Source organism: Candidatus Methylomirabilota bacterium, assembly GCA_036002485.1.
Lineage (GTDB): Bacteria > Methylomirabilota > Methylomirabilia > Rokubacteriales > CSP1-6 > AR37.
In genome coordinates this window covers 1-20,623 of record DASYTI010000161.1, presented here as the reverse complement: position 1 = coordinate 20,623, position 20,623 = coordinate 1, and the positions used below count along the sequence as shown (strand labels likewise).

The window sequence follows — 20,623 nt, the reverse complement described above, 5'->3', positions numbered from 1 at the left end:
CCACGAGAAAGACGCCGAGACGACGCCGCTCCGGAACCCGGAGCACTACCAGTACGACTTCAACCTCGCCGACATCACCGAGCTGTGGCGCCGCGGCAGCGTCGTCTCGTCCTGGCTGCTGGACCTCACGGCCCAGAGTCTAGCCGGCGATCCCGGCCTGGAGAAGTTCGGGGGAAAAGTGGCCGATTCTGGCGAAGGCCGTTGGACTGTCCAGGCCGCCAACGACGTGGGGGTCCCCGCCCACGTGCTCACCGCCGCGCTCTTCGAGCGCTTCTCGTCCCGCGGCCTCGACCTCTTCCAGAACAAGGTGCTCTCTGCCATGCGCTTCGGCTTCGGAGGTCACGTGGAGAGGACATGAGCGACGAGCGTCCCCGCTCCGATGCCCTGGTCTTCTTCGGCGCCACCGGCGACCTCGCCTACAAGAAGATTTTCCCCGCCCTGCAGGCCATGGCCCGCCGGGGCCGTCTCGACTTCCCCGTGGTGGGCGTGGCCAAGTCGGGATGGACCCGGGACCAGCTCGTCGAGCGCGCCAAGGCCAGCGTCACCGAGCACGGGGGCGGAGTCGACGCCAGTGCCTTCCCGATCCTGACCGAGCGGCTCCGCTACGTCGACGGCGACTATGGCGACCCCGCCACCTTCGCGCGGATGCGGGGAGAGCTGGAGCACTGCGAGCGCCCGGCCCACTACCTGGCCATCCCCCCGAGCATGTTTCCGACCGTCGTCCAGCAGCTCCAGCAGGCGGGCTGCACGCAGAACTGCCGGGTCATCGTCGAGAAGCCCTTCGGCCGCGACCTCGCCTCGGCCAGCTCCCTGAACGAGACGCTGCACCAGGCCTTTCCCGAGGCCAGCATCTTCCGCATCGACCACTTCCTCGGGAAGGAAGCGGTCCAGAACATTCTCTACTTCCGTTTCGCCAACGCGTTCCTCGAGCCCATCTGGAACCGCCACTACGTCGACAACGTCCAGATCACCATGGCGGAGAGCTTCGGGGTCAAGGGCCGGGGGAAGTTCTACGAGGAGACCGGCGTCATCCGCGACGTGATCCAGAACCATCTGCTGCAGGTCGTCAGCTACCTGGCCATGGAGGCGCCGTCCAGCACCTACCACGAGGCCATCCGCGACGAGCAGGCCAAGGTGCTGCGCACGGTCCGGGTGATGAGCGCGGACAACATGGTGCGCGGGCAGTTCCGGGGCTACCGGGACGAGCCCGGCGTGGCCAGGGACTCCTACATGGCCACGTACGCCGCCCTGCGGCTCTACGTGGACTCGTGGCGCTGGGAGGGCGTGCCGTTCTATGTCCGCGCGGGCAAGAGCCTCAAGATGACCTGCACCGAGGTCACGGTCAGGCTGCGGAACCCGCCGCCGGTGGTCTTCAGCGAGGCCACGCCTTCGGTCGGAAACTACGTCCGCTTCCGGCTCAGCCCGCAGGTCGCGATCGCCATCGGCGCCCGGGCCAAACGGCCGGGGGCCGGCATGATGGGCCAGCCACTGGAGCTGTCCGTCGTGGAGCAGCCCCAGCAGGGTCAGGACGGCCGGATGGGGGACTACGAGCGTCTGCTCGGCGACGCGATGGCGGGCGACGCCACGCTGTTCGCGCGCCAGGACGTGGTCGAGGCGGCCTGGGCGATCGTGGATCCGGTGATCCACGGGCCGAGCCAGATGTTCGAGTACGAGCCCGGGAGCTGGGGCCCGCCCCAGGCCGATCGCCTCGTCGCCGATGTGGGAGGTTGGCTCACCCCGCAATGAGGGTTCTCAAGGTGAGGGTCAGCGGCCCTCGAGGATCCGATCAAGATCGCGTCCGGTCTTGCGCGGGCCCTTCGTCATCGCGCCGTCGCGAGGATCTCGACTCCCACAAGGACCGCGGCGCTCGCCAGCAAGCCGGCGATGAAGAACACGTAGGCGAGCCGGACGTACACGTACTTCCTCCGTCCCAGGAAGACGCCGAGCTCGTACACCTCGCGGACCTGCGCCTCGTAGACCTGCGACGAGTTGTTCATCACCCCCTCCATGAGCCGCGCGAATTCCTCGTACTCCAGGTTCATGAAGTTGCCGAAGAACAGGATGTTGCAGTCGGGTCTGTCCAGGTTCGGCCGAAAATCCCTGTCGAGCTTGGGCATGACCGCGTAGGCCGCCGAGACCACCGTGGCGAGGCAGGACACGATCAGCACGAGCACCGGCCATCTGAGATAGGGGTGCGAGAGGTGCCCGATCGAGAACGTGATGACCAGGGCCGATATGGTGAGCATCATGTTGGCCTTTACGTCGGCCATGGAGCTCAGGTGCATGTGGTGCACGCGGGTCTGGCGTATGAAATGGTCCAGGTGACTGCCCGTGCCCAAAACCTCCATCAGCCGCCTCCTCTCGCCAGGCCACCGGTCTTACCCGACGCCGGCTGCGTATGAGGGCAATGCCATCGCGCCATCGTGCCAGAGGGCCAGGGACGGGTCAAACAAGAAGGGGCCGCTCGGGCCATGCCCGGAGGGCTCAATTGAGACCGCCCGGTGATACGGAGGCAATCAGCATGACGGCGGAAGAGCGACGACTCAAGGAGACGCGCGACCGAACGGCCCACTGGCGGCGGTGGGGACCGTATCTGGCCGATCGGCAGTGGGGGACGGTGCGAGAGGACTACTCCGCGCACGGCACCGCCTGGGAGTACTTCCCGCACGACCACGCACGCTCGCGCGCCTATCGCTGGGGCGAGGACGGTATCCTCGGCATCTCCGACAACCACCAGCGCCTCTGCTTCGCCCTCGCCCTGTGGAACGGGCGCGATCCCATCCTGAAGGAGCGTTACTTCGGGCTGACGGGCTCCGAGGGCAATCACGGCGAGGACGTCAAGGAGTACTACTTCCACCTCGACGCCACGCCCACGCACTCCTACCTCAAAGGGCTCTACAAGTACCCACAGGCCGAATATCCTTACTCCCACCTTGTCGACGAGAATCGTCGGCGGGGCCGGCGGGAGCGCGAGTTCGAGCTGCTCGAGACGGGAGTCTTCGAGGACGGGCGATACTTCGACGTGACCGTCGAGTACGCCAAGGCCGCGCCCGAGGACATCCTGATCCGCATCACCGTGGAGAATCGCGGGCCCGAGGCCGCTCCCATCCATTTGCTCCCGAGCCTCTGGTTCCGGAACACGTGGTCGTGGAACGAGGGGAGCGGACGGCCGCGCCTCGCCCGCGAACGGGAGGGCGCAGGTCGGGTCATCCTCGCATCCCATCCGGAGATGGATGGGACGTACCGCCTGGCGTGCGACGGGGAGCCCGAGCTTCTCTTTACCGAGAACGACTCGAATCTCGAGCGCCTGTACGGCACCCCGAGCCCGTCACCCTACGTGAAGGACGCCTTCCACGAATACCTTGCCCACGGGCGGCCGGAGGCCGTGAACCCCCTCGAGGAGGGGACCAAGGCGGCCGCCCACTACCGGCTGCTGGTGGAGGCAGGCGCGAGGGCCGTCCTCAGGCTGCGCCTGACGCGCGAGGGTAAGGGCCGGCCGCCTCGCGCGTTCCAAGGCTTCGATCGCGCGGTCGAGGCTCAGCGGCGGGAGGCGGACGAGTTCTACGCCACGGTCATCCCGGATCGCCTGGGCGCGGACGCGGCGGCCGTCATGCGCCAGGCCCTGGCCGGCATGCTCTGGTCCAAGCAGTGGTTCCACCTCGACGTCCGCCGGTGGCTCGAGGGCGACCCGACCCAGGCGCCGCCTCCGCCCGAGCGGAAGCGGGGCCGCAACTCCGAGTGGACGCACCTCTACAATGACGACGTCGTCTCCATGCCGGACAAGTGGGAGTACCCGTGGTACGCGGCATGGGATCTGGCCTTCCACACGATCTCGCTCGCCCTCGTGGATTCCGACTTCGCCAAGGACCAGCTCATCCTGTTTCTCCGCGAGTGGTACATGCACCCGAACGGGCAGATCCCCGCCTACGAGTGGGCCTTCGGGGACGTCAACCCGCCCGTCCACGCCTGGGCCGCCTTCCGCGTCTACAAGATCGAGAAGCGCATCCGCGGGACGGGCGACCGCCGGTTCCTCGAGCGCGTCTTCCAGAAGCTTCTGCTGAATTTCACCTGGTGGATCAACCGCAAGGACCCGGAGGGCAAAAACGTCTTCCAGGGCGGCTTCCTCGGGCTCGACAATATCGGCGTCTTCGACCGCTCGGCGCCGCTTCCGACCGGGGGCCACATCGAGCAGTCCGACGGCACCGCGTGGATGGGCATGTTCTGCCTCAACATGCTGGGCATCGCGCTCGAGCTGGCCCGCGAGGACCCGGCCTACGAGGACATGGCCTCCAAGTTCTTCGAGCATTTCCTGTACATCGCCCAGGCCATGAGCCACCTGGGCCACCAGGGCGGCGAGCTCTGGAACGAGGAGGACGGGTTCTTCTACGATGTGCTCCAAACGCCGGACGGCGCCTTTCCCATAAAGGTGCGGTCGCTCGTGGGCCTCGTCCCGCTCTTCTCGGTGCAGGTCATCGAGCCCGACGACCTCGAGCGGCTGCCCAGCTTCAGCCGGCGGCTGCGCTGGTTTCTCGACAACCGCGAGGATCTCTGCCAGCTCGTCACCCAGCAGGTCACGAGCAAGGGAAAGACGCGTCGCCTGCTCTCGCTCGTGAGCGGCGACCGGCTCGAAAGAGTCCTCCGGTTCATGCTGGATGAGCGCGAGTTTCTCTCGCCGTATGGCATCCGGGCGCTTTCGCAGTACCACCGCGATCACCCGTACGTCCTGAACGTCAACGGCACGGAGCACCGGGTAGACTATGAGCCCGCCGAGTCCTCCACGGGATTCTTCGGGGGCAACTCGAACTGGCGGGGGCCCATCTGGTTCCCGATGAACTTCTTGCTGGTCGAGTCGCTGCAGCGATTCGACTACTTCTTCGATGAGGGGTTTAGCGTGGAGTTCCCGACCGGGTCCGGTCGGCGCATGAAGCTGTGGGATGTCGCCGCGGAGCTGTCGCGGCGGCTCACGGCCATCTTCCTCCGCGGATCCGACGGGCGCCGTCCCGTGCACGGCGGTTTCGAGACATTCCAGAGCGATCCCCACTGGAAGGACCTCGTGCTCTTTTACGAGTACTTCCATGGCGACAACGGCGCCGGGATCGGGGCCAGCCACCAGACGGGTTGGACGGGGCTGGTCGCGAAGCTCCTCCAGCAGAGCGGCGGGTAGGCAGGCTGAGCGCGCTGAGGCCGTCCTCATAAGGTACTGGGTAGAGGAAACCACTTTGTAATCGTCGAAGGGCATGGTAACTGTCTGCCTTCGACCAGAGTCCGATCTTTCCGGACACGGGTTCGGGCGGCCGCCGTTCATCGCCAAACCTTGGCCTCTAAGAGATCATTGCCCGTCGGAGCGACACTCCCAGGCATCGGCTCCTCCGTGACGGCGATCGCTCGTGCTTCGTCGAGTGAGACGGGGACCGTGACGCTTGCCCATGCGCGGCCGCGTGAATCAACGGTGAACGTGCCACCAGTCACCGTGGGCGCGCCCGATCGCACGAACCAGAGCTGGTAGGTCCGCTCTGGTGGTAGTGGGCGCAGCCCGGCTACCGCGAGATGTCCATGGTGGCCGTCGATAGCGACGAGAAGCCGCCCACCCGCACCCGGTGCGCCCGTCCCCGTAAAGATGACAAGCCGTCCCGGCCGGCGGGCCAGGGCTTCCACCTCCGGCCCCGGCGGGCGACGCGCGAGCTCCAGTTGAAGGACCACGTTCCAGACCAACAGCGACGCGGCAAGCGCGGTCAGAACCGGCCACATCACTCGCCGCCAGTTTGACAGCCCCTTGCTCCTCGCCCACTCGGGACCCCGGGGTCGGCGCCGCGAGGCTTCCGCTCGGATCGCCTCCCAGGCTTCGGCCGGAGGCGGCACCGGATCGAGCCCGAGCGGCAGCGCGCCGACGACGCCCCGGTACTGTTCCAGTAAGCTCGCGCACGTCGTGCATGTGGCGACGTGACTCTCGACGCGTATCCGCTCGGGGCCCTCGAGGGCTCCCAAGACGTACGCGGCAAGGTTCTCGGTGGGATGCTCGTGCTCTTCAGTCACGGCCTTCCGACGCCTCCCGTGGTGGCTCGATGAGCGGCCAGAGCAAGGCACGTAGCCGATCCATCGCCTCGCGCGTCCGACTCTTGATCGTTCCCAGCGGCGCGCCCAGCTCGTGGGCGATCTCCGTTTGGGTAAGTCCTCCGTAGTAGGCCAATTCGATGGCCTGGCGCTGCGCGATCGGCAGACCCTGGAGCGCGCTGGCCACGGCGTGCCGCATCGTAAAGGAGTCCGTCGCGTTCGGCTGACTGGGTTCGCCGATGACCACGGCCAGCGGCTCCCTTTCCCGCAAGCGGGCCTGATGGGACCGACTGCGCAAGACGTCGATGGCGCGGTTCCGAGCGATGCCCATGAGCCACCATGGCACTCGTCCTCGCCCGGGGTCGAAGGATTCGCTCCCGTCCCAGCAGCGCAGAAAGGTATCCTGCAGCACCTCGCGGGCCAGCTCGGGATCCCCCACGATCCGCAGCGCGAGGGTGAAGATGAGTCCCCCGTAGCGCGCGTAGAGGAGCTCGAGTCCAGCCTCCTCCCCGAGCTGCATCCGGCGTAGGAGCTCGACATCTGCCGGCTCGGGCGGACCGCCGCCCCCCACCGACCTCTTGGGCCGAGGAAGATCAGGCATTGCTCGGAGCGCAAGGCGGCTCGGTGAGGGGACGCGTCCCCATATCAGTGCCTACGGAGTGACCGTCGCGATCGGATCGCTGGGGGCCGCTCATCCACGGGGAAGGATGACTCCGTAGGCATGGGTGACCGTCACCGGTGACGCACCGGCCCGTCGAATGTGATTGCTTCTTCCCGTGAACGACAGCCTTTCAAGGAGACGAGGATGATCATGATCTCGATGATGCCCCGGCTGCTTCTCGCGTCTGGTGCGGCACCGTTGTGCATCTTCATGCTGTCGATCGCACCCGCGGTGTACGCACAGGAGAACACTGGCGCCGGATTGGTCATGACGGTTGATGTCGAGAGAAATGCCTTAACGCTCGAGACCCGGAGCGGTTCGAAGGCCGTCCTGGTAGCTCCGACCGCAGCGATCCGTGATGATCATGGTCAAGCGCTCGCGTTCGGTGACATCCGGCCAGGAGACGCCGTCGTTTACCAAGTGGGCTCTGGCTCTGCGGTCAGACTTCACGTGGCGCGGCAGTTCTGGGCCATGCCAACTGGACGGTGAGCGGCGTGCAAACGCGTAAGACACCAGCTCGTTCGGGAGGCGCGGCAACTCACATCGACCATCGGAGGCTCACATGAGGAAGCGAGCAGCGAGGTTGGTTGCGCCGTCGATAACCGTAATCTTGATGGCCCTCGGTGCTCATGCGCTGAGCGCTCAGCCGGCCGCGTTCAAGCGCACGGTGCTGCAGAAAGCTGATCTCTCTACCCCCGGCCGTGAGGTGGTGCAGGCCCTGGTCGAGATTCCGGGCGGGGTGAGGCCGGGCAAGCACACCCACCCGGGCGAGGAGGTCGGCTACGTGCTGGAGGGCACGTTGGTGCTCTGGGTCGAGGGTAGGCCGACGGTCACCGTCAAGGCGGGGGGCTCGTTCTTCGTCGAGGCCGGGCGGCCACACGAAACCGTCAATGAAGGAGCGGCCATGGCCAAGATCCTCGCCACGTACATGGTGGAGAAGGGTAAGCCGCTCGCCACGTCCCTCCCGTACTGAGGTCAATACCCAGTCCTCGTCCATGGCCAGGCAGGAGGCTGCTCGTGCTCGAGGGCCTCGTGAGCGTTCACCGGTCAATCATGGTCGTGGCCGTGGTGACCGTCGTGGATGTGTGGGTGATCATGCTCGAGCGGCCCGGTCGCATGAGGGTGCATGTGCGGTTCCGGTCCTTCCCAGCCTTCATGTTGGTGCTGGTGGTGCTGGTCATGGACGTGGCGGTGCGTGTGCATCCCCGCCTCGTGCCGATGCCGGTGCGAGTGCCGCTCGCGCAGCAGCAGCCAAACCCCGCCGGCCATCAGGGCGGCGGTCAAGGTCAGCGGGGCCGTCACGGGTTCACCGAGTAGCGCGACGCCGGCAAGGGCGCCGAAGAACGGGGCCAGCGCGAAGTAGGCGCCCGTTCGGGCGGCCCCCAGGCCTCGCATGGCCATGATGAAGAGCACCAGGCTCGTGCCGTAGCCGACCGCGCCGACCACAAGGCTGATCGCTATCGAAGCGGGCGGCGGCAACGCGTGGCCGGCGGCGAGCGAGAGCGCGACATTCACGACGCCAGCGGCCAGGCCTTTCCGCTGAGCCACGAGGAGGGCATCCGCGTCGGCGATGACCCGGGTCAGGTTGTTGTCGATGGCCCACAGGAGGCACGCACCGGCCACGGCGGCTGAGGCGATCGGCAGATCAAGATGCCCAGAGGGCCAGCCGAGCACGATGCCGCCCGCGGCCAGCATGACCGACGCAGCGACCACACGGGTGCCGAGATGTTCATGGAAGATGGCGCCCGCGAGGACTACGGTGAACACGACCTCGAGGTTCAGCAGCAACGACGCCGCGCTCGCGGGGGCCCGGGCCAGGCCCCAGAGGAGAAGCGGCGGCGCGAGGACCCCACCCGTCAGCACCACGCCGACGAGGATCACGCGCTCCCGCGGTTCCAGGGGGCGCGGCGAGCGCCGCGACCGCGTGACGGCCCGCACCCCGGTGAGGAACAAGCCGGCGCCAAGATAGAGAAGTCCCGCGAGAAAGAGAGGCGAGCCAACATCGAGCAACCGCTTGGCCAACGGGACGCTCAGCCCGAACATCGCGGCCGCGAGCAGCGCTTGGAGGGCGGACATGTCGGATCAGCTCAGACTTCGACTCAATCCCAGTTAGCCTCGGTCTGCCGTCCTCTACTTTGCCGCCGCCAACCGCGCGCGGCAGTAGTCATACAGCGCGTCGTAGACGGGGAACTGCTTCTGCATGTTGTCGAAGTCGTCCCGCGCCATGGCCTGAAAGCCGGTCGCCACCGCATAGAGCCCCGCCGATTCCGGCGTGAGCCCCCGCGCTTCGGTGTCGGCGCCCCGTACGATCAGGGCAAGCTCGAGAAGCGCGGGATCTTTCAGTTCGTACTTGTCCAGAAACGCTTCAAACGAGCACTGATCCCCATGATGACCCAGTTCGACGCCCGGCACATCGTACGGGATGGCCTCCTCTTGCTTCGCGACGGCCAGCACGTCGCGCGCGGGCACGAAGAGGAACATTGGCTCCTTGTCGATGAAGCGTGTGATGAGCCAAGGGCACGCAATGCGATCAACGCGGGCTTTCTCTCGGGTGACCCATTTCATGGACAGTTCCTTTCCCTGGCGTTGCCCTCTACGGCTTCGCGCTGTTGGTCTGGCCCAATGCGGCCTTCAGCCCCTGGGCAAGCTTGACCGGGTCGTCATTCGCCCAGAAGTGCATGTAGAAGAGCCGCGGCGTGTCCATGAGGCTATGGTTGTGGATCGCCGTCACGTCGATGCCGTGCTGGAGCAGCGTGCGGGCGACGGCGTTCACTTCCTTGTCGATCAAGACGAAATCACCGGTAATCGCCGCCTTGCCGTTGGAGGCCGGCTGGAAGTTCATCACCGTCGTCACCCCCATGGCCGGCAGCAACTGTACCCCCATCTCCGTGATCACTTCCGCGCGGGGGACGGTCACCTGGAACACCCCGCCGTCCTGCGCCCTTCCCGTTCGCCCCAGGGCCTGCTCGATCTGCTTGGTGTCGAGCCCAGGGCCGGCCGCCGGGGCGGCCGCCGGACTGCCCCCGCCACCGAGCGGGGTTCCGCTGGCGGACAATGCCTGGCGGAGCGCCGTGGCCAGCTTGACCGCATCGCCATGGCCCTCGTAGTGCATGTACATCACGTGCGGCGACATGTCGTTCAGATGGTTGTGGACGGCGGTGACCTCGAGCCCCCCTCTGAACAGGCCGGCCATCACGGCAGGCACCTCCTGGTCGAGAAGGACGAGGTCTCCCATCACCATTGCCTGATCCCCCACCGGCTTGAAGGCGGCGTACGATCCGAGCGCGAATCCGGCCTTGACGGGCACGCCCTTCACGGTGACAGCGAGATCGGTACGCGGCATCCCGATTCGGAAGACGCCGCCTGGCTGCGCCTGTCCCGACTTGCCCAGGGCCGCCTCCACCGCCTTCCAGTCGGGCTCCGACGTCAGCCCCAGTTCCGGCACGCCGACGATCACGACCAGACTGAGAACGAAGATCGCGTGTTTCAATGACTGCCTCATCAGCCGCCTCCCGTCACACCACGAATGGTGAAGTCGTTGAACGCTGTGATCGAATCGGCCTTTGTCCACAGTCCCACTCGACCTGACTTGAAGCGCGAGTCTCGGTGGTCGAGCAACAAGGCGCCGTCGAGCCAACCCTGGATGTGGTCACCGACAGCAACGACCCTGAGCAGGTGCCACTGAGCGAGCGCCGGGGGCTTGACGCTGGCGCTCGCCAGTTGGCGGCGGCCGCGGTCGTAGGAGTACAGTCGGAAATTTCCCTCGAGGGCATTGGCTCGGACAACGTAATACTTGCCGTCAGTGAACCGAAACACGATGCCGCCCGAGGCGTCTTCCTTCCCGGATAGCGGGTCGAATTTCACTGAGACGTCCATGTCGGTGAACGGACCCGCCGGCGCAACAATCACATTGAACTCGTTCTTTGTCATGCGCTGTAGCAAGGCCTTCTTGCCGACGGGTGCGCCGGGAAAGTCCTCGACCACCCACTGGCCTCCTATCGTCGTCCAGCCCTCGATGCCCTTGGCCTCGAAATCGAATTTCTGCTCAGCGACGCCATCGGGCATCTTGATCTCCGGCGGGGCAGCCCGCGCAGAGGGCGATGAACCGAGCCCGTATGCTCCGAGCGCCGTCAAGGCGACCTTGAACAGTCTTCTCCGCGACACGATTGGAGCCTGCACTGCTGATCCCCTAATCCAGCTTCTCAGACACGGTCTTCCACTCGTTCCCCTTCACCAGTGTGACGTCGGCTACGGGATGGCCTTCTTTCAGGGCGGGCATGACACTGACGACGCGGTACCCTTTGTGCTCCTTCACGGCCTCGGCCGCCGCCGCGTCGAGGGACCGCTTCGCCTTGGCCATCGCCTCGCTCTGAGCCTTCGCCGCCGCGAGATCGTCGCCGCTGGTGATTGGCTCGGCCTTCGCTACCTTGCCCGTCCTGTGGTCCACGATGACCTCGGAGAACTTCTCCCCCTTCATCGTGTACACGGACAACTGGAGTTTTCCGTGCTCCACCTCATACTTTGCCGAAATCGGCCGGCCTTCCTTCGTACTTGCGGTGAGTCCGCGCTGCAGCGAGATCTTTGCGTCCCGCAACGCCTTGGCCAGTTCCGCATGCTCCGCGTCGTCGGACTTTTGCGCCCAGCCCATCGGCACCGTGAACATCCACGCCACGAGAAACGCCAGCGTCAACGCTGTCCTTTTCATGTCTTGCTCTCCCAGCCTCTGGTTGATGGTGGCCCTAGGTCTTCCGCTTCAACACCGTGTACAAGCCGTCGAAGATCGCCATGCCGCGCTCGAGCAGGTCATGATCGTCCGGGGTGGCCTCGGCCAGGCCTTTGATGGCGAGGTCGACACCCGCGGACTCGTTGCGGGTGAACTTGCCGTCGTGCAGGTCTGCCTCATGCACGATCTCGGCAATGACCTTGGCGCGGCGATCCTTGATCCGGAACCGCTTGATGAGCGTCTCGAACGTGCAGTCCTCACCGTGATGCCCGAACTCTGCGCCGAGTACGTCGAACGGGATGCCCTTTCGCGCCGCGTCGGTGGCGTCGGCGAAGGCAAATTTCGCGTCGGCATCGTAGAAGCGCCTGATGAGCCAAGCCGAGGCGATCCGATCGATATGCGGCCGAGGCCGCGTCACCCACGTGCTGCCGCGCGGGGGCAATGACCCCCGATGGCGCCCCGCGAGCGGGTGCGGGCGTGTCTCCACAGCGCGCAGGCGTTTGGCCGTCGTCTCCCAGACGGCGCGCGAGCGCCGACCGAGTGGCGCCTCCAGATAGTCGATGGCCTGGATCCTGTCGAGCTCCCGCTTCACGCCATCGAGCTTGCCGCGAAGCTGAGCAACGGAGCCGCGATGGCTCGTCCGGTAGCGGTCGAGCTGCGAGAGGATCTCGCGACACCCCTTCATGGCGGCCTGGTACTCGAGAGCGCGGGCCTTGTGGAAGAGCGCGGTGACCTGCTCCTGCGTCATGTTCCCGATCCGGTCGACATGCAGCAGCGTCGCCTCGCCGCGAAACGAGTCGATCTCCTGCACGAGCCACTGAAAGAGCTCGGTGGTCTCTGATGTCTCCGGCAGGATCCAGGCGGAGCCGCGAAGCCGCACGGCGCCCATGCGTTGAAGCTTCCGCCAGACGCCGACGCGGTGACGGGTCGGCGTGGGGGGCAACGTGGTCAGGAGGGTCAGCCAGCGCATGTCGTTCAACGTAACGCTTGATACGTGGCGCGTCAAGCGTTACACTTCCGGAAAGTCCGGCGGCGGTCGTGGGTGCGATATCGCTGCCTTATGGCTTTGGAGTATGCGGGGGCGGACACGCCGGCCGCCGCTGGCCGGCGCTACCCGGGGGTCAATCTTGACCAGACCCAACGCCGTTACGTCGAGGAGGTCCCGATGCCCTCATCATCGCCACTAACGACCACCACCCGCGCGAGCCTCACCGAGCTTGTCCGGTATTTCCTGTATCTGGGTACTTTCGGCTTTGGCGGCCCCGTCGCGTTGATCGGCTTCATGCACCGCGACCTCGTGGAGCGGCGGCGCTGGATCGACGAGGACGAGTATCGGCTCGGCGTCGCCCTCGCTCAGATCATGCCGGGCCCGCTCGCCGCGCAGCTCGCGATCGCCCTTGGCTACTTCCAGCGCGGCGTGCTCGGCGCGACGGCGGTGGGTCTCGCGTTCGTCGTGCCGTCGTTCCTCATGGTCATCGGGATCTCCATCGCCTACCGGCGCTTCGGTGGCCTGTGGTGGATGCAGGCGCTCTTCTACGGGATCGGCGCCGCCGTGATCGCGATCATCGCCATTGCGGCCTACAAGCTGGCGCGCTCGACCAACAAGCGTGATCCGCTGCTGTGGGCGGTGTTCGGCGCCCTCGTGCTCGTGACCATGTGGGCGGAAGCGGAACTGGCCGAGGTCTTCGTCATCGCCGGGCTCGTCACCCTCTTCGCCCGCGCGCGTCCGACTCGCGCGCAGGCTCTGACCGCCGGGCTCGGGGGGGCGGCCGTGGTCGCCGGCATCTGGCTGATCGAGCGTTGGTTCATCAATCTCAAGGTGGGCGGCGAGCAGGTGCTGCTTCAGATCTTCGTGTTCTTCACGAAAGCCGGCGCCTTCGTATTCGGCAGCGGGCTAGCCATCGTGCCGTTCCTCCATCAGGGTGTCGTCCAGCAGTTCGGATGGCTCAACGAGCAGCAATTCATCGACGCCGTCGCGGTGGCGATGATCACGCCCGGCCCGGTCGTCATCACGGTGGTCTTCATCGGCTTCCTCGCCGCCGGGCTCCTGGGCGCGGTAGCCGCGGCCATCGGGATCTTCCTGCCCGTCTACCTCTTCACGATCATCCCCGCGCCCTGGTTCAGCCGGAACCGCGACAACGCCCTGCTGAAAGCGTTCGTCCTGGGCGCGACGTCAGCAGCCACCGGCGCCATCGCCGGTGCCGTCATCCTCCTGGCCCGGCGCGCGATCTACGACGTGCCAACGGCCGCCGTGGCCCTCATCAGTTTCGGCGTGCTCTGGCGGTTCAAGGTCCCGGAACCGATCCTCGTGGCCGCGGCAGGAATCGTCGGCCTGATCGCCTTCCCTTTCTTCAAGTCCTGAATGGTCTTCGTGAAGCGATTCTTGGTAGCATCGATGCTCCAGGACGCCGAGGTTGCCGGCAATGGTGTACGAGCGCGCATGCGCGGCTGCCGTGGGCACGGCGCTCGACCTCTCATCGTGCCTGTGTTTTACTCGACCGAGATTCATGGCCACATCGAAATCCCCCATTCGAAGGACGACCCTCATCGAGCTGCTTTCCCGGATGCGGGCGCGTCTTGTTCTTGAAGGAGGACTCATGCGGAAAGCATCACTTCTGTCGTTGATCGCCGCCGCTGTGCTGTGCTTTGCGCTTCCGGCCCGGGGCCAGGAGCTGCCCGAGGGCAAGGGCAAGGACCTGGTGGCGGCCCATTGCAATAGCTGCCACCCCTTCTACGCGCGGCTGGGCGCCGGCTACTCGGCCAAGGGCTGGCGCACCGTCATGCGGATGATGGCCAATCATGGAGTGACCCTGCCCGCCGATCAGGCCGCCACGATCACGGAGTACCTGACCAAGAACTTCCCGGAAAAGGCCAAGCCCGTGGGCGTGGTGATCCCTGGGCCCACCAAGGTCTCGATCAAGGAATGGCAGGTGCCCACGCCTGGGTCGCGGCCGCACGATCCGCTGGCGACGAGGGACGGATCGCTCTGGTACACCGGCCAGATGAACAACGTGCTCGGCCGGCTCGATCCGAAGAGTGGCCGCTTCAAGGAATATCCTCTCAAGACGCCGCACTCCGGCCCGCATGGCCTGGTCGAGGACAAGGACGGCAACATCTGGTACACCGGCAACACCGGAGCCCTGGTCGGCAAGCTCGACCCGAAGACGGGCGCGGTCATCGAGTACAAGATGCCGGACCCCGAGGCCAAGGATCCGCACACACTCATCTTCGACCAGAGCGGGATCTTGTGGTTCACGGTGCAGAATGCCAACCGGGTGGGGCGGCTCGACGCGAAGACGGGTGAGATCAAGCTCCTCACCCCGCCCACGCCCAAATCGCGCCCGTATGGCATGGCCGTGAGCTCGAGGGGCACCGTGTTCTACGTCGCGTTCGGCACCAACAAAGTGGGCAGCGTCGACCCGAAGACGCTGGAGATTCGCGAATATCCCTTGCCGGATCCGGGGTCGCGGCCACGGCGGATCACGATCACGAGCGACGACACCGTCTGGTACGCGGACTTCTCGCGCGGGTATCTGGGTCGTCTCGATCCCGCGAGCGGCAAGGTGACCGAGTGGCCGTCGCCGAGCGGGCCGAAGTCCGAGCCCTACGGCATCTCGGCGATCAACGACATCATCTGGTACAGCGAGTCCGGCACCACGCCGAACACCGTCGTGCGCTTCGATCCGCAGACGGAGAAATTCCAGAGCTGGGCCATTCCGGGTGGCGGCAACATCGTCCGCAACACCTCGGTCACGCGGGAGGGTGACTTTGTACTGGCCAATAGCCTGGTCAATGCCGTGAGTTTGGTCAAAATCCCGAAGTGACGTCGCGGCGCATTTACGCAGACATCCTTGTCGATTGGTTTCGGAGCGGCGGCCACATCGGCAACCTGCGCTGAGCGGCCGTGACCTCCGCGCGACCACGCATCGTCGATGCACTCGGGCTCGAGCGCAACATTGTCGCCGTCTCCGTCGCGATGTTCCTGCTCGCGCTCGGCGAGAACCTCTGGAAGCGCTTCCTGCCAAAGTACTTGCAGATGCTCGGCGCACCCGTCACCGCCATCGGGTTCTTCGGGACCTGTGAGGATTTCCTGGACGGCGTGTACCAGTACCCCGGGGGATGGATCAGCGATCGATACGGTCGTCGCCGTGCCCTGCTGCTCTTCGTCACGCTGGCAGCAATCGGCTATGCACTGTACTGGGTGGCTCCGTCGTGGCCGTTCGTCTTCGCGGGCCTCGTCTTCGTGATGGCATGGTCGAGCATGGCCAGCCCGACGCTCTTTGCTGTCGTCGGCGACGCGCTGCCCAAGGACCGCCGGGCGCTCGGGTTCACGGTGCAGTCGATCCTGAGGCGCGTGCCGATCGCCGTCGCGCCAACCCTCGGGGGCCTGGCCATCGCGGCGTACGGCCTGCGGATCGGTATCCACCTCGGGCTCGCCGTGACCGTCGTACTCTCGGCAGTGACGCTGGGGGTCGTCAGCCGCGTCAATATCCCGGCGACGACAGATCCGATTCCGACGCACGTCGTGGCGGTGTGGCGGTCGCTGCCGACCCCCCTTCGCTGGCTCCTCGCCTCGGACATCTTCATCCGCACCTGCGAGGGTCTCGTCGACGTCTTCCTCGTGCTCTACGCGATCAACGTGATCGGCATCAGCGCCCCGGCCTACGGGGTCCTCGTCGCCGTGCAGATGACGACGGCGATCGTGAGTTACATTCCCGTGGCCCGGTTCGCCGACCGCATGGGTCGCAAGCCGTTCGTCATCGCCACGTTCGTCGCCTTTGCCCTCTTCCCCGTCGCCGTGGTGCTGGCGCGTGACTTCGCCACGCTCGTCGCCGCGTTCGTGGTGGGCGGCCTCCGCGAGATCGGTGAGCCGGCCCGCAAGGCGCTGATCGTGGATCTCGCAGCGCCGTTGCTCCGGGCTCGTTCCATCGGCCTGTACTACCTTATCCGGAGCCTCACCATCGCGCCGGCCGCGTTCATCGGCGGGCTGCTCTGGGAGGTCACGCCCGCGCTCCCGTTCTGGATGGCGGGCCTGATCGGCCTTGTCGGCGTGGTTGTATTCGCAGTGACGGTCGAGGAGCGCTACGCGGGATGAGCGCATACCCACCCGCGGATGGAGGCTGCCTCGTAGCCTCGGAGGCCAGGAGCCCCGAGAGCGAGTACACGGCAGGACGCTGCGGGAGCCGACCGACTACTTCGCGGGTGTCTTCTGCTTGGCTTCCCGCTGTGCGTCCTTGATGAGGGCGGTGACGCGATCGCGATCCTCGCCGGGCGGGACCAGCGCAATGAAGCGCTGCCAGGCCTTGATGGCGCCGGCATAGTCGCGCTTGTCCTCGTAGAGGACCTGGCCTCGGTAGAGAAGGGCCGGCGCATAGTCCGGGTTTATCTTGAGCGCCTTGTCGAAGGTCTCGAGCGCGGCATCGGCATGCCCGCCCATGGCCACGATGAGGGCCAGGTGGGTCATGGCGTCGACGTTCTTCTCGTCTCGCTTCAGCACGGCCTGATAGGCCGCGATGGCCTCCGGGTAACGACCTTCCGTCAGGCTCTGACGGGCCGCCCGCAGCATCCCCGCCAGCATCTCGGGGGGGATGGGCTTCATCGGTGCGCCCGACTTGCCCTGGAGCAGCGGCCCGGGATCAGGGCTCATGGGTACGGGCAACCGACTCTCGGGCGGAATCATGGTGTCCGCCGGTGTCGTGTAGCGGCTGATTCCGACGCCGAGTCCGACGCCCAGGGCCAGCATGGCCAGGCCGCCCACGATGAGGGTGGCCGGACGCCGGGTCCATGGGCGCGGCGCCACGGGCACCGGATCGGCCGCGGTCGGCATGATCACCGGCCCCATGGCGTCGAGCTGAGCGATGACCTCGGCGGCGCGGCTTTCATACCTGTCTCGCAGCGAGCGGTAGTCGTCGTGGGAGAGCGAGCCCGTCTCGTGGTCGAAGTCGAGCTCGGCGAGGGCCTGATAGATGGAGGCCTTTGCCTCCTCGAGCTCCAGCCGGTCGTCGAAGCGCCGTGGCGATTGCGGGGATCGCGCGCGCGCGCCCACGAGCGGCCAGAGGACGATGGCGAGCGCGGGCAGTCCAATGGCAAGGATGGTGATCCACTGCGCCGTGGTCACGGATTGCCGCCCCCGGACATCTCCCGCCTGATGCGCTCTCGCATCGCGGGATCCACCGGCGTCGAGGGGACGGCGGCCGGCTTCCGGCTCCAGCGCCGGAGGACGATGACGACAAGCACCAATCCGGCCCCGAGCCCGACGAAAGGCACCGTCCAGACGAGGAGGTTGAACCCTTCCTTGGGCGGCGCGAGCAGGATCCACTCCCCGTATCTCTGGACGAAGTACTGGCGCACCTGCTCGGGAGTCTCGCCGGCAGCCAGGCGCTCGCGGATGATCTGGCGCATCTGGTTCGCCGTCTCCGAGGGCGAGTCGGCCACCGAGAGAGTCTGACAGACCACGCAGCGGAGCTGGGCGGCCAGCTCGTGGACGACGCGCTCGTCCACGGGCACTGCGGCAGGCGCCGCCGTGCTCAGCACTGCCGAGACCGCGAGCACGGCGAGGGCTGAGATGATTTTCGAGCCGAGACGCTGAGTTGATCCCGCCGGCGTGGCGGTTCGAGTTGAAGGGCGAAGCCCTGAGACGAGAGCTGAGTGGATCAGCGGCGAGGCGAGGGCTGAGATGATTCTCGAGCTGAGACGCTGCCGAGGAGCCGCAGGCGACGAGAGCGGCGAGGCGAGGGCTGAATAAACCCGGATCACGAGGGCTCCTCGAGGAGCGCGTCGAGGCGCTTGCGCGCGGCCTCGTCGGTGAGTGCGCCCACGTGCTTGAAGCGGACGCGGCCGCGGCGGTCAATGAAAAACGTCTCGGGCACGCCGTAGACTCCGTACTCCACGGCGACATAACCCCGGGGGTCGGGGGCATTCGGGAAGGAGTGCTGGAAGCGAGCCAGGAATTTCCGCGCCGGCTCCTCGGTGTCCTGCACGTTGACGCCAACCACCATCACGCCCTTGTCCTTGTAGGCGAGCCAGGTGCGCTCGAGCGCCGGCGCCTCGTCGTAGCAGGCGGGGATACACCATGAAGCCCAGAAGTTGATGAGCACCACCTTGCCCCGGAGGTCCTGCAGGGTGAGGGGTGTCTTGTCGAAGGTCGTGAGCGCGAAGGGCGCCGCGGGCCGGCCGAGGAGAGGTGAGGGGATCTCGCGCGGGTTCGTCCAGAAGCCATAAGCCAAAAGGGCCAGCACCGGCACGACCGCGGCCGGGATGGTCCAGCGTAGCCAGCCTCCCTTCACGCGGGCTTCCGGTGATCGGGCAGGATGGCGAGCGCCGCTCCCAGCGTGAGCACGAGCCCACCGATCCAGAGCCAGGACACCATGCGGTTGACCTGGAGCTTGATGGTGGCCTGAGAGCCGTCGCGCGCGAAGTCGCCCAGGACCAGATAGACGTCCTCGAATATACCCAGACGGTAGTCCACGGCGGCGATGGGCGTCTGCTCCTGGGGGTAGAACTTGCGTCCCGGCGAGAGGACCTCCTCCATCCCGCGCCCATCCGTCAGGGTAAAGGTGCCCGTGACCTTGGCGTGGTTGGACTCCTCAGACGCCGAGAGCCCATCGAAGCGCACGCGGTAGCGCGTCCGGTAGCCATCCATCTCGACGCTCTGGCCCTTGTCGAGGGTGACCTCGGTCTGGATCTGCCAGGCCTGCGATCCCGCCACGCCGAGCGCGACGACGAGGATGCCCAGGTGGACCACGAAGCCGCCATAGCGTCGGTTCTGGCGAAGGAGCAGGCCCCAGGTGGCCGTCCCCCACCCATCGCCGCTCCGCCGGCGCGCGCGGACGGCCCGTACGTAGTCGAGGGCGATAGTGCCCGCCACGAAGACCACGAGAGCCATGGCCGTGAGCACGAGGACATTGCCCACCCCGAGCAGTCTCATTACCCCCGCGGCGCCGATGCCGGCCAGGACAGGCTTGAGGAAGTTCCGTTTCAGGTTCTCGGCGGAGGCGCGGCGCCAGGCGATGAGAGGGCCCACCCCCATGAGGAAGAGAAGGGCCAGGAAGATCGGGATATTCACGAGGTTGAAGAAGGGCGCGCCCACGCTGACCTTGACGCCGCGCACGGCTTCCGACAGCAGCGGGAAGACCGTCCCGAAGAAGACGGTGAAGGTGGCCGCGATCAGAAAGAGGTTGTTCAGGAGGAAGACGGACTCGCGCGAGACCGCGGAGTCGAGCTCGCCCTGGGCCCGCAGCCCGCCCGTCCGCCACGCGAGCAGCGAGAAGGCGCCCAGCAGGGTCAGGGCCAGAAAGGCCAGGAAGAAGACGCCGATGGAGCTCTGCGTGAAAGAGTGGACGGAGCCGATGATGCCCGAGCGAGTGAGAAATGTTCCGAACAGCGTGAGGCCGAAGGTCAGGATGATCAGGGTCAGGTTCCAGAGCTTGAGCATGCGCCGGCGCTCCTGGATCATCACCGAGTGCAGGAAGGCCGTGCCCGTGAGCCAGGGCATGAAGGCCGCGTTCTCCACGGGATCCCAGGCCCAGTAGCCTCCCCAGCCGAGCACGTGGTAGCTCCACCACCCGCCGATGAGCAGCCCCAGCGAGAGGAAGTACCAGGCCACGATGGTCCAGCGCCGGGTGATGGTGATCCACTCGTCGCCCGTGCGCCCCACGAGGAGCGCGGCCATGGCAAAGGCGAAGGGGACGCTGAAGCCCGTGAAGCCCAGGTAGAGGGCCACGGGGTGCGTGATCATGCCGGAGTCCTCGAGGAGGGGATTGAGGCCGCGCCCGTCCGGCGGAATGGGAGACAGGCGCTCGAAGGGCGGGGCCGGAATGCTCATGATGAGGAGGAAGAAGGCGAGGATGCCCAGCATGACCGAGAGGACCCAGGGATAGAGCTCGGGCTGCCGGCGCCGGTAGCGGACGACCACGATCAGCGTGTAGATCGAGAGCATCCACGCCCAGAGCACGATGGAGCCCTCGAGCGCGCCCCAAAGCGCGGTAATGCGGTAGTAGAAGGGCGTGCCGCGGTTCGTGTTCACGGCGACGTAGCGTACGGAGAAGTCGAAGGTCAGGAAGGCGTAGAGCATGAGGGCAATGCAGGCGGTGATGAGCAGCCAGACGCCTATCGCGGCCCGCTCGCCCGTGCGCAGCCAGTTCGCTTGGCCGGTCCGGACGCCCACCACGGCGGCGATGGCGCCGTAG

At 66.4% G+C, this 20,623-nt stretch carries 21 protein-coding genes; 8 read left to right on the top strand and 13 right to left on the bottom strand.

Features of this window, described 5'->3' with window-relative positions:
* Together VGT00_15325 and zwf are read left to right on the top strand one after the other, a co-directional pair.
* On the top strand, positions 1-358 hold a 358-nt coding region (locus tag VGT00_15325; protein ID HEV8532791.1), incomplete at its 5' end, for a 6-phosphogluconate dehydrogenase (decarboxylating).
* On the top strand, positions 355-1,746 hold the full coding sequence (zwf, locus tag VGT00_15320) for a glucose-6-phosphate dehydrogenase (GenBank protein HEV8532790.1): 1,392 nt from the start codon (positions 355-357) through the stop codon (positions 1,744-1,746). The genes VGT00_15325 and zwf, both read left to right, overlap by 4 nt.
* A gap of 74 nt (positions 1,747-1,820) precedes the next feature.
* Here the strand turns inward: zwf and VGT00_15315 are convergent, their stop codons facing one another.
* Positions 1,821-2,348 carry a Pycsar system effector family protein gene (locus VGT00_15315; GenBank protein ID HEV8532789.1) on the bottom strand — a complete coding sequence of 176 codons (528 nt, stop codon included), beginning with the start codon at positions 2,346-2,348 and terminating at the stop codon, positions 1,821-1,823.
* Between the two features lie 173 nt (positions 2,349-2,521).
* Between VGT00_15315 and VGT00_15310 the strand changes: the two genes are divergently transcribed.
* Positions 2,522-5,164 (top strand): glucosidase, encoded by a 2,643-nt coding sequence (locus VGT00_15310; GenBank protein ID HEV8532788.1) that lies wholly within the window; start codon positions 2,522-2,524, stop codon positions 5,162-5,164.
* A gap of 137 nt (positions 5,165-5,301) precedes the next feature.
* Here VGT00_15310 and VGT00_15305 read toward each other — a convergent pair whose 3' ends face one another.
* Together VGT00_15305 and VGT00_15300 are read right to left on the bottom strand one after the other, a co-directional pair.
* Positions 5,302-6,033, bottom strand: coding sequence for an anti-sigma factor (locus tag VGT00_15305; GenBank protein HEV8532787.1), 732 nt, complete (start codon positions 6,031-6,033; stop codon positions 5,302-5,304).
* A complete protein-coding gene (locus tag VGT00_15300) occupies positions 6,026-6,652 on the bottom strand; it encodes a sigma-70 family RNA polymerase sigma factor (GenBank protein HEV8532786.1) in 627 nt (208 codons plus the stop codon). Before VGT00_15300 ends, VGT00_15305 begins: the two co-directional genes overlap by 8 nt.
* 204 nt (positions 6,653-6,856) lie before the next feature.
* Between VGT00_15300 and VGT00_15295 the strand changes: the two genes are divergently transcribed.
* Both VGT00_15295 and VGT00_15290 read left to right on the top strand, forming a co-directional pair.
* On the top strand, positions 6,857-7,201 hold the full coding sequence (locus VGT00_15295) for a hypothetical protein (protein ID HEV8532785.1): 345 nt from the start codon (positions 6,857-6,859) through the stop codon (positions 7,199-7,201).
* Between the two features lie 124 nt (positions 7,202-7,325).
* Positions 7,326-7,685, top strand: a complete 360-nt coding sequence (locus VGT00_15290; protein ID HEV8532784.1) for a cupin domain-containing protein — start codon at positions 7,326-7,328, stop codon at positions 7,683-7,685.
* A gap of 74 nt (positions 7,686-7,759) precedes the next feature.
* Here the strand turns inward: VGT00_15290 and VGT00_15285 are convergent, their stop codons facing one another.
* From VGT00_15285 to VGT00_15260, 6 genes are all read right to left on the bottom strand, one after another.
* A complete protein-coding gene (locus VGT00_15285) occupies positions 7,760-8,788 on the bottom strand; it encodes a DMT family transporter (protein ID HEV8532783.1) in 1,029 nt (342 codons plus the stop codon).
* Positions 8,789-8,842: 54 nt separating this feature from the next.
* Positions 8,843-9,277 carry a chromate resistance protein ChrB domain-containing protein gene (locus VGT00_15280; GenBank protein HEV8532782.1) on the bottom strand — a complete coding sequence of 145 codons (435 nt, stop codon included), beginning with the start codon at positions 9,275-9,277 and terminating at the stop codon, positions 8,843-8,845.
* A gap of 28 nt (positions 9,278-9,305) precedes the next feature.
* A complete protein-coding gene (locus VGT00_15275) occupies positions 9,306-10,214 on the bottom strand; it encodes a DUF1259 domain-containing protein (protein ID HEV8532781.1) in 909 nt (302 codons plus the stop codon).
* Positions 10,214-10,777, bottom strand: coding sequence for a family 16 glycoside hydrolase (locus tag VGT00_15270; protein ID HEV8532780.1), 564 nt, complete (start codon positions 10,775-10,777; stop codon positions 10,214-10,216). The genes VGT00_15275 and VGT00_15270 overlap by 1 nt, the downstream gene beginning before the upstream one ends.
* 124 nt (positions 10,778-10,901) lie before the next feature.
* On the bottom strand, positions 10,902-11,417 hold the full coding sequence (locus VGT00_15265; GenBank protein ID HEV8532779.1) for a hypothetical protein: 516 nt from the start codon (positions 11,415-11,417) through the stop codon (positions 10,902-10,904).
* Positions 11,418-11,451: 34 nt separating this feature from the next.
* Complete coding sequence (locus VGT00_15260; GenBank protein HEV8532778.1) at positions 11,452-12,405, bottom strand: chromate resistance protein ChrB domain-containing protein; 954 nt, start codon at positions 12,403-12,405, stop codon at positions 11,452-11,454.
* A 195-nt stretch (positions 12,406-12,600) separates the two neighbouring features.
* Between VGT00_15260 and chrA the strand changes: the two genes are divergently transcribed.
* The 3 genes from chrA to VGT00_15245 all read left to right on the top strand — a co-directional run bounded on the left by chrA (position 12,601) and on the right by VGT00_15245 (position 16,530).
* On the top strand, positions 12,601-13,797 hold the full coding sequence (gene chrA / locus VGT00_15255; protein HEV8532777.1) for a chromate efflux transporter: 1,197 nt from the start codon (positions 12,601-12,603) through the stop codon (positions 13,795-13,797).
* Positions 13,798-14,032: 235 nt separating this feature from the next.
* Positions 14,033-15,259, top strand: coding sequence for a cytochrome C (locus VGT00_15250; protein HEV8532776.1), 1,227 nt, complete (start codon positions 14,033-14,035; stop codon positions 15,257-15,259).
* Positions 15,260-15,339: 80 nt separating this feature from the next.
* Positions 15,340-16,530: an MFS transporter gene (locus tag VGT00_15245; protein ID HEV8532775.1), complete on the top strand. Its 1,191-nt coding sequence runs from the start codon at positions 15,340-15,342 to the stop codon at positions 16,528-16,530.
* Positions 16,531-16,626: 96 nt separating this feature from the next.
* Here the strand turns inward: VGT00_15245 and VGT00_15240 are convergent, their stop codons facing one another.
* The 4 genes from VGT00_15240 to VGT00_15225 all read right to left on the bottom strand — a co-directional run.
* Complete coding sequence (locus VGT00_15240; GenBank protein HEV8532774.1) at positions 16,627-17,553, bottom strand: tetratricopeptide repeat protein; 927 nt, start codon at positions 17,551-17,553, stop codon at positions 16,627-16,629.
* The gene (locus tag VGT00_15235) at positions 17,550-17,987 is read right to left on the bottom strand and encodes a cytochrome c-type biogenesis protein (GenBank protein ID HEV8532773.1); all 438 of its coding nucleotides are present in this window, start codon (positions 17,985-17,987) and stop codon (positions 17,550-17,552) included. The genes VGT00_15240 and VGT00_15235 overlap by 4 nt, the downstream gene beginning before the upstream one ends.
* 200 nt (positions 17,988-18,187) lie before the next feature.
* Complete coding sequence (locus tag VGT00_15230; protein ID HEV8532772.1) at positions 18,188-18,721, bottom strand: redoxin domain-containing protein; 534 nt, start codon at positions 18,719-18,721, stop codon at positions 18,188-18,190.
* A partial coding sequence (locus VGT00_15225; GenBank protein HEV8532771.1) for a heme lyase CcmF/NrfE family subunit occupies positions 18,718-20,623 on the bottom strand: 1,906 nt, incomplete at its 5' end. The genes VGT00_15225 and VGT00_15230, both read right to left, overlap by 4 nt.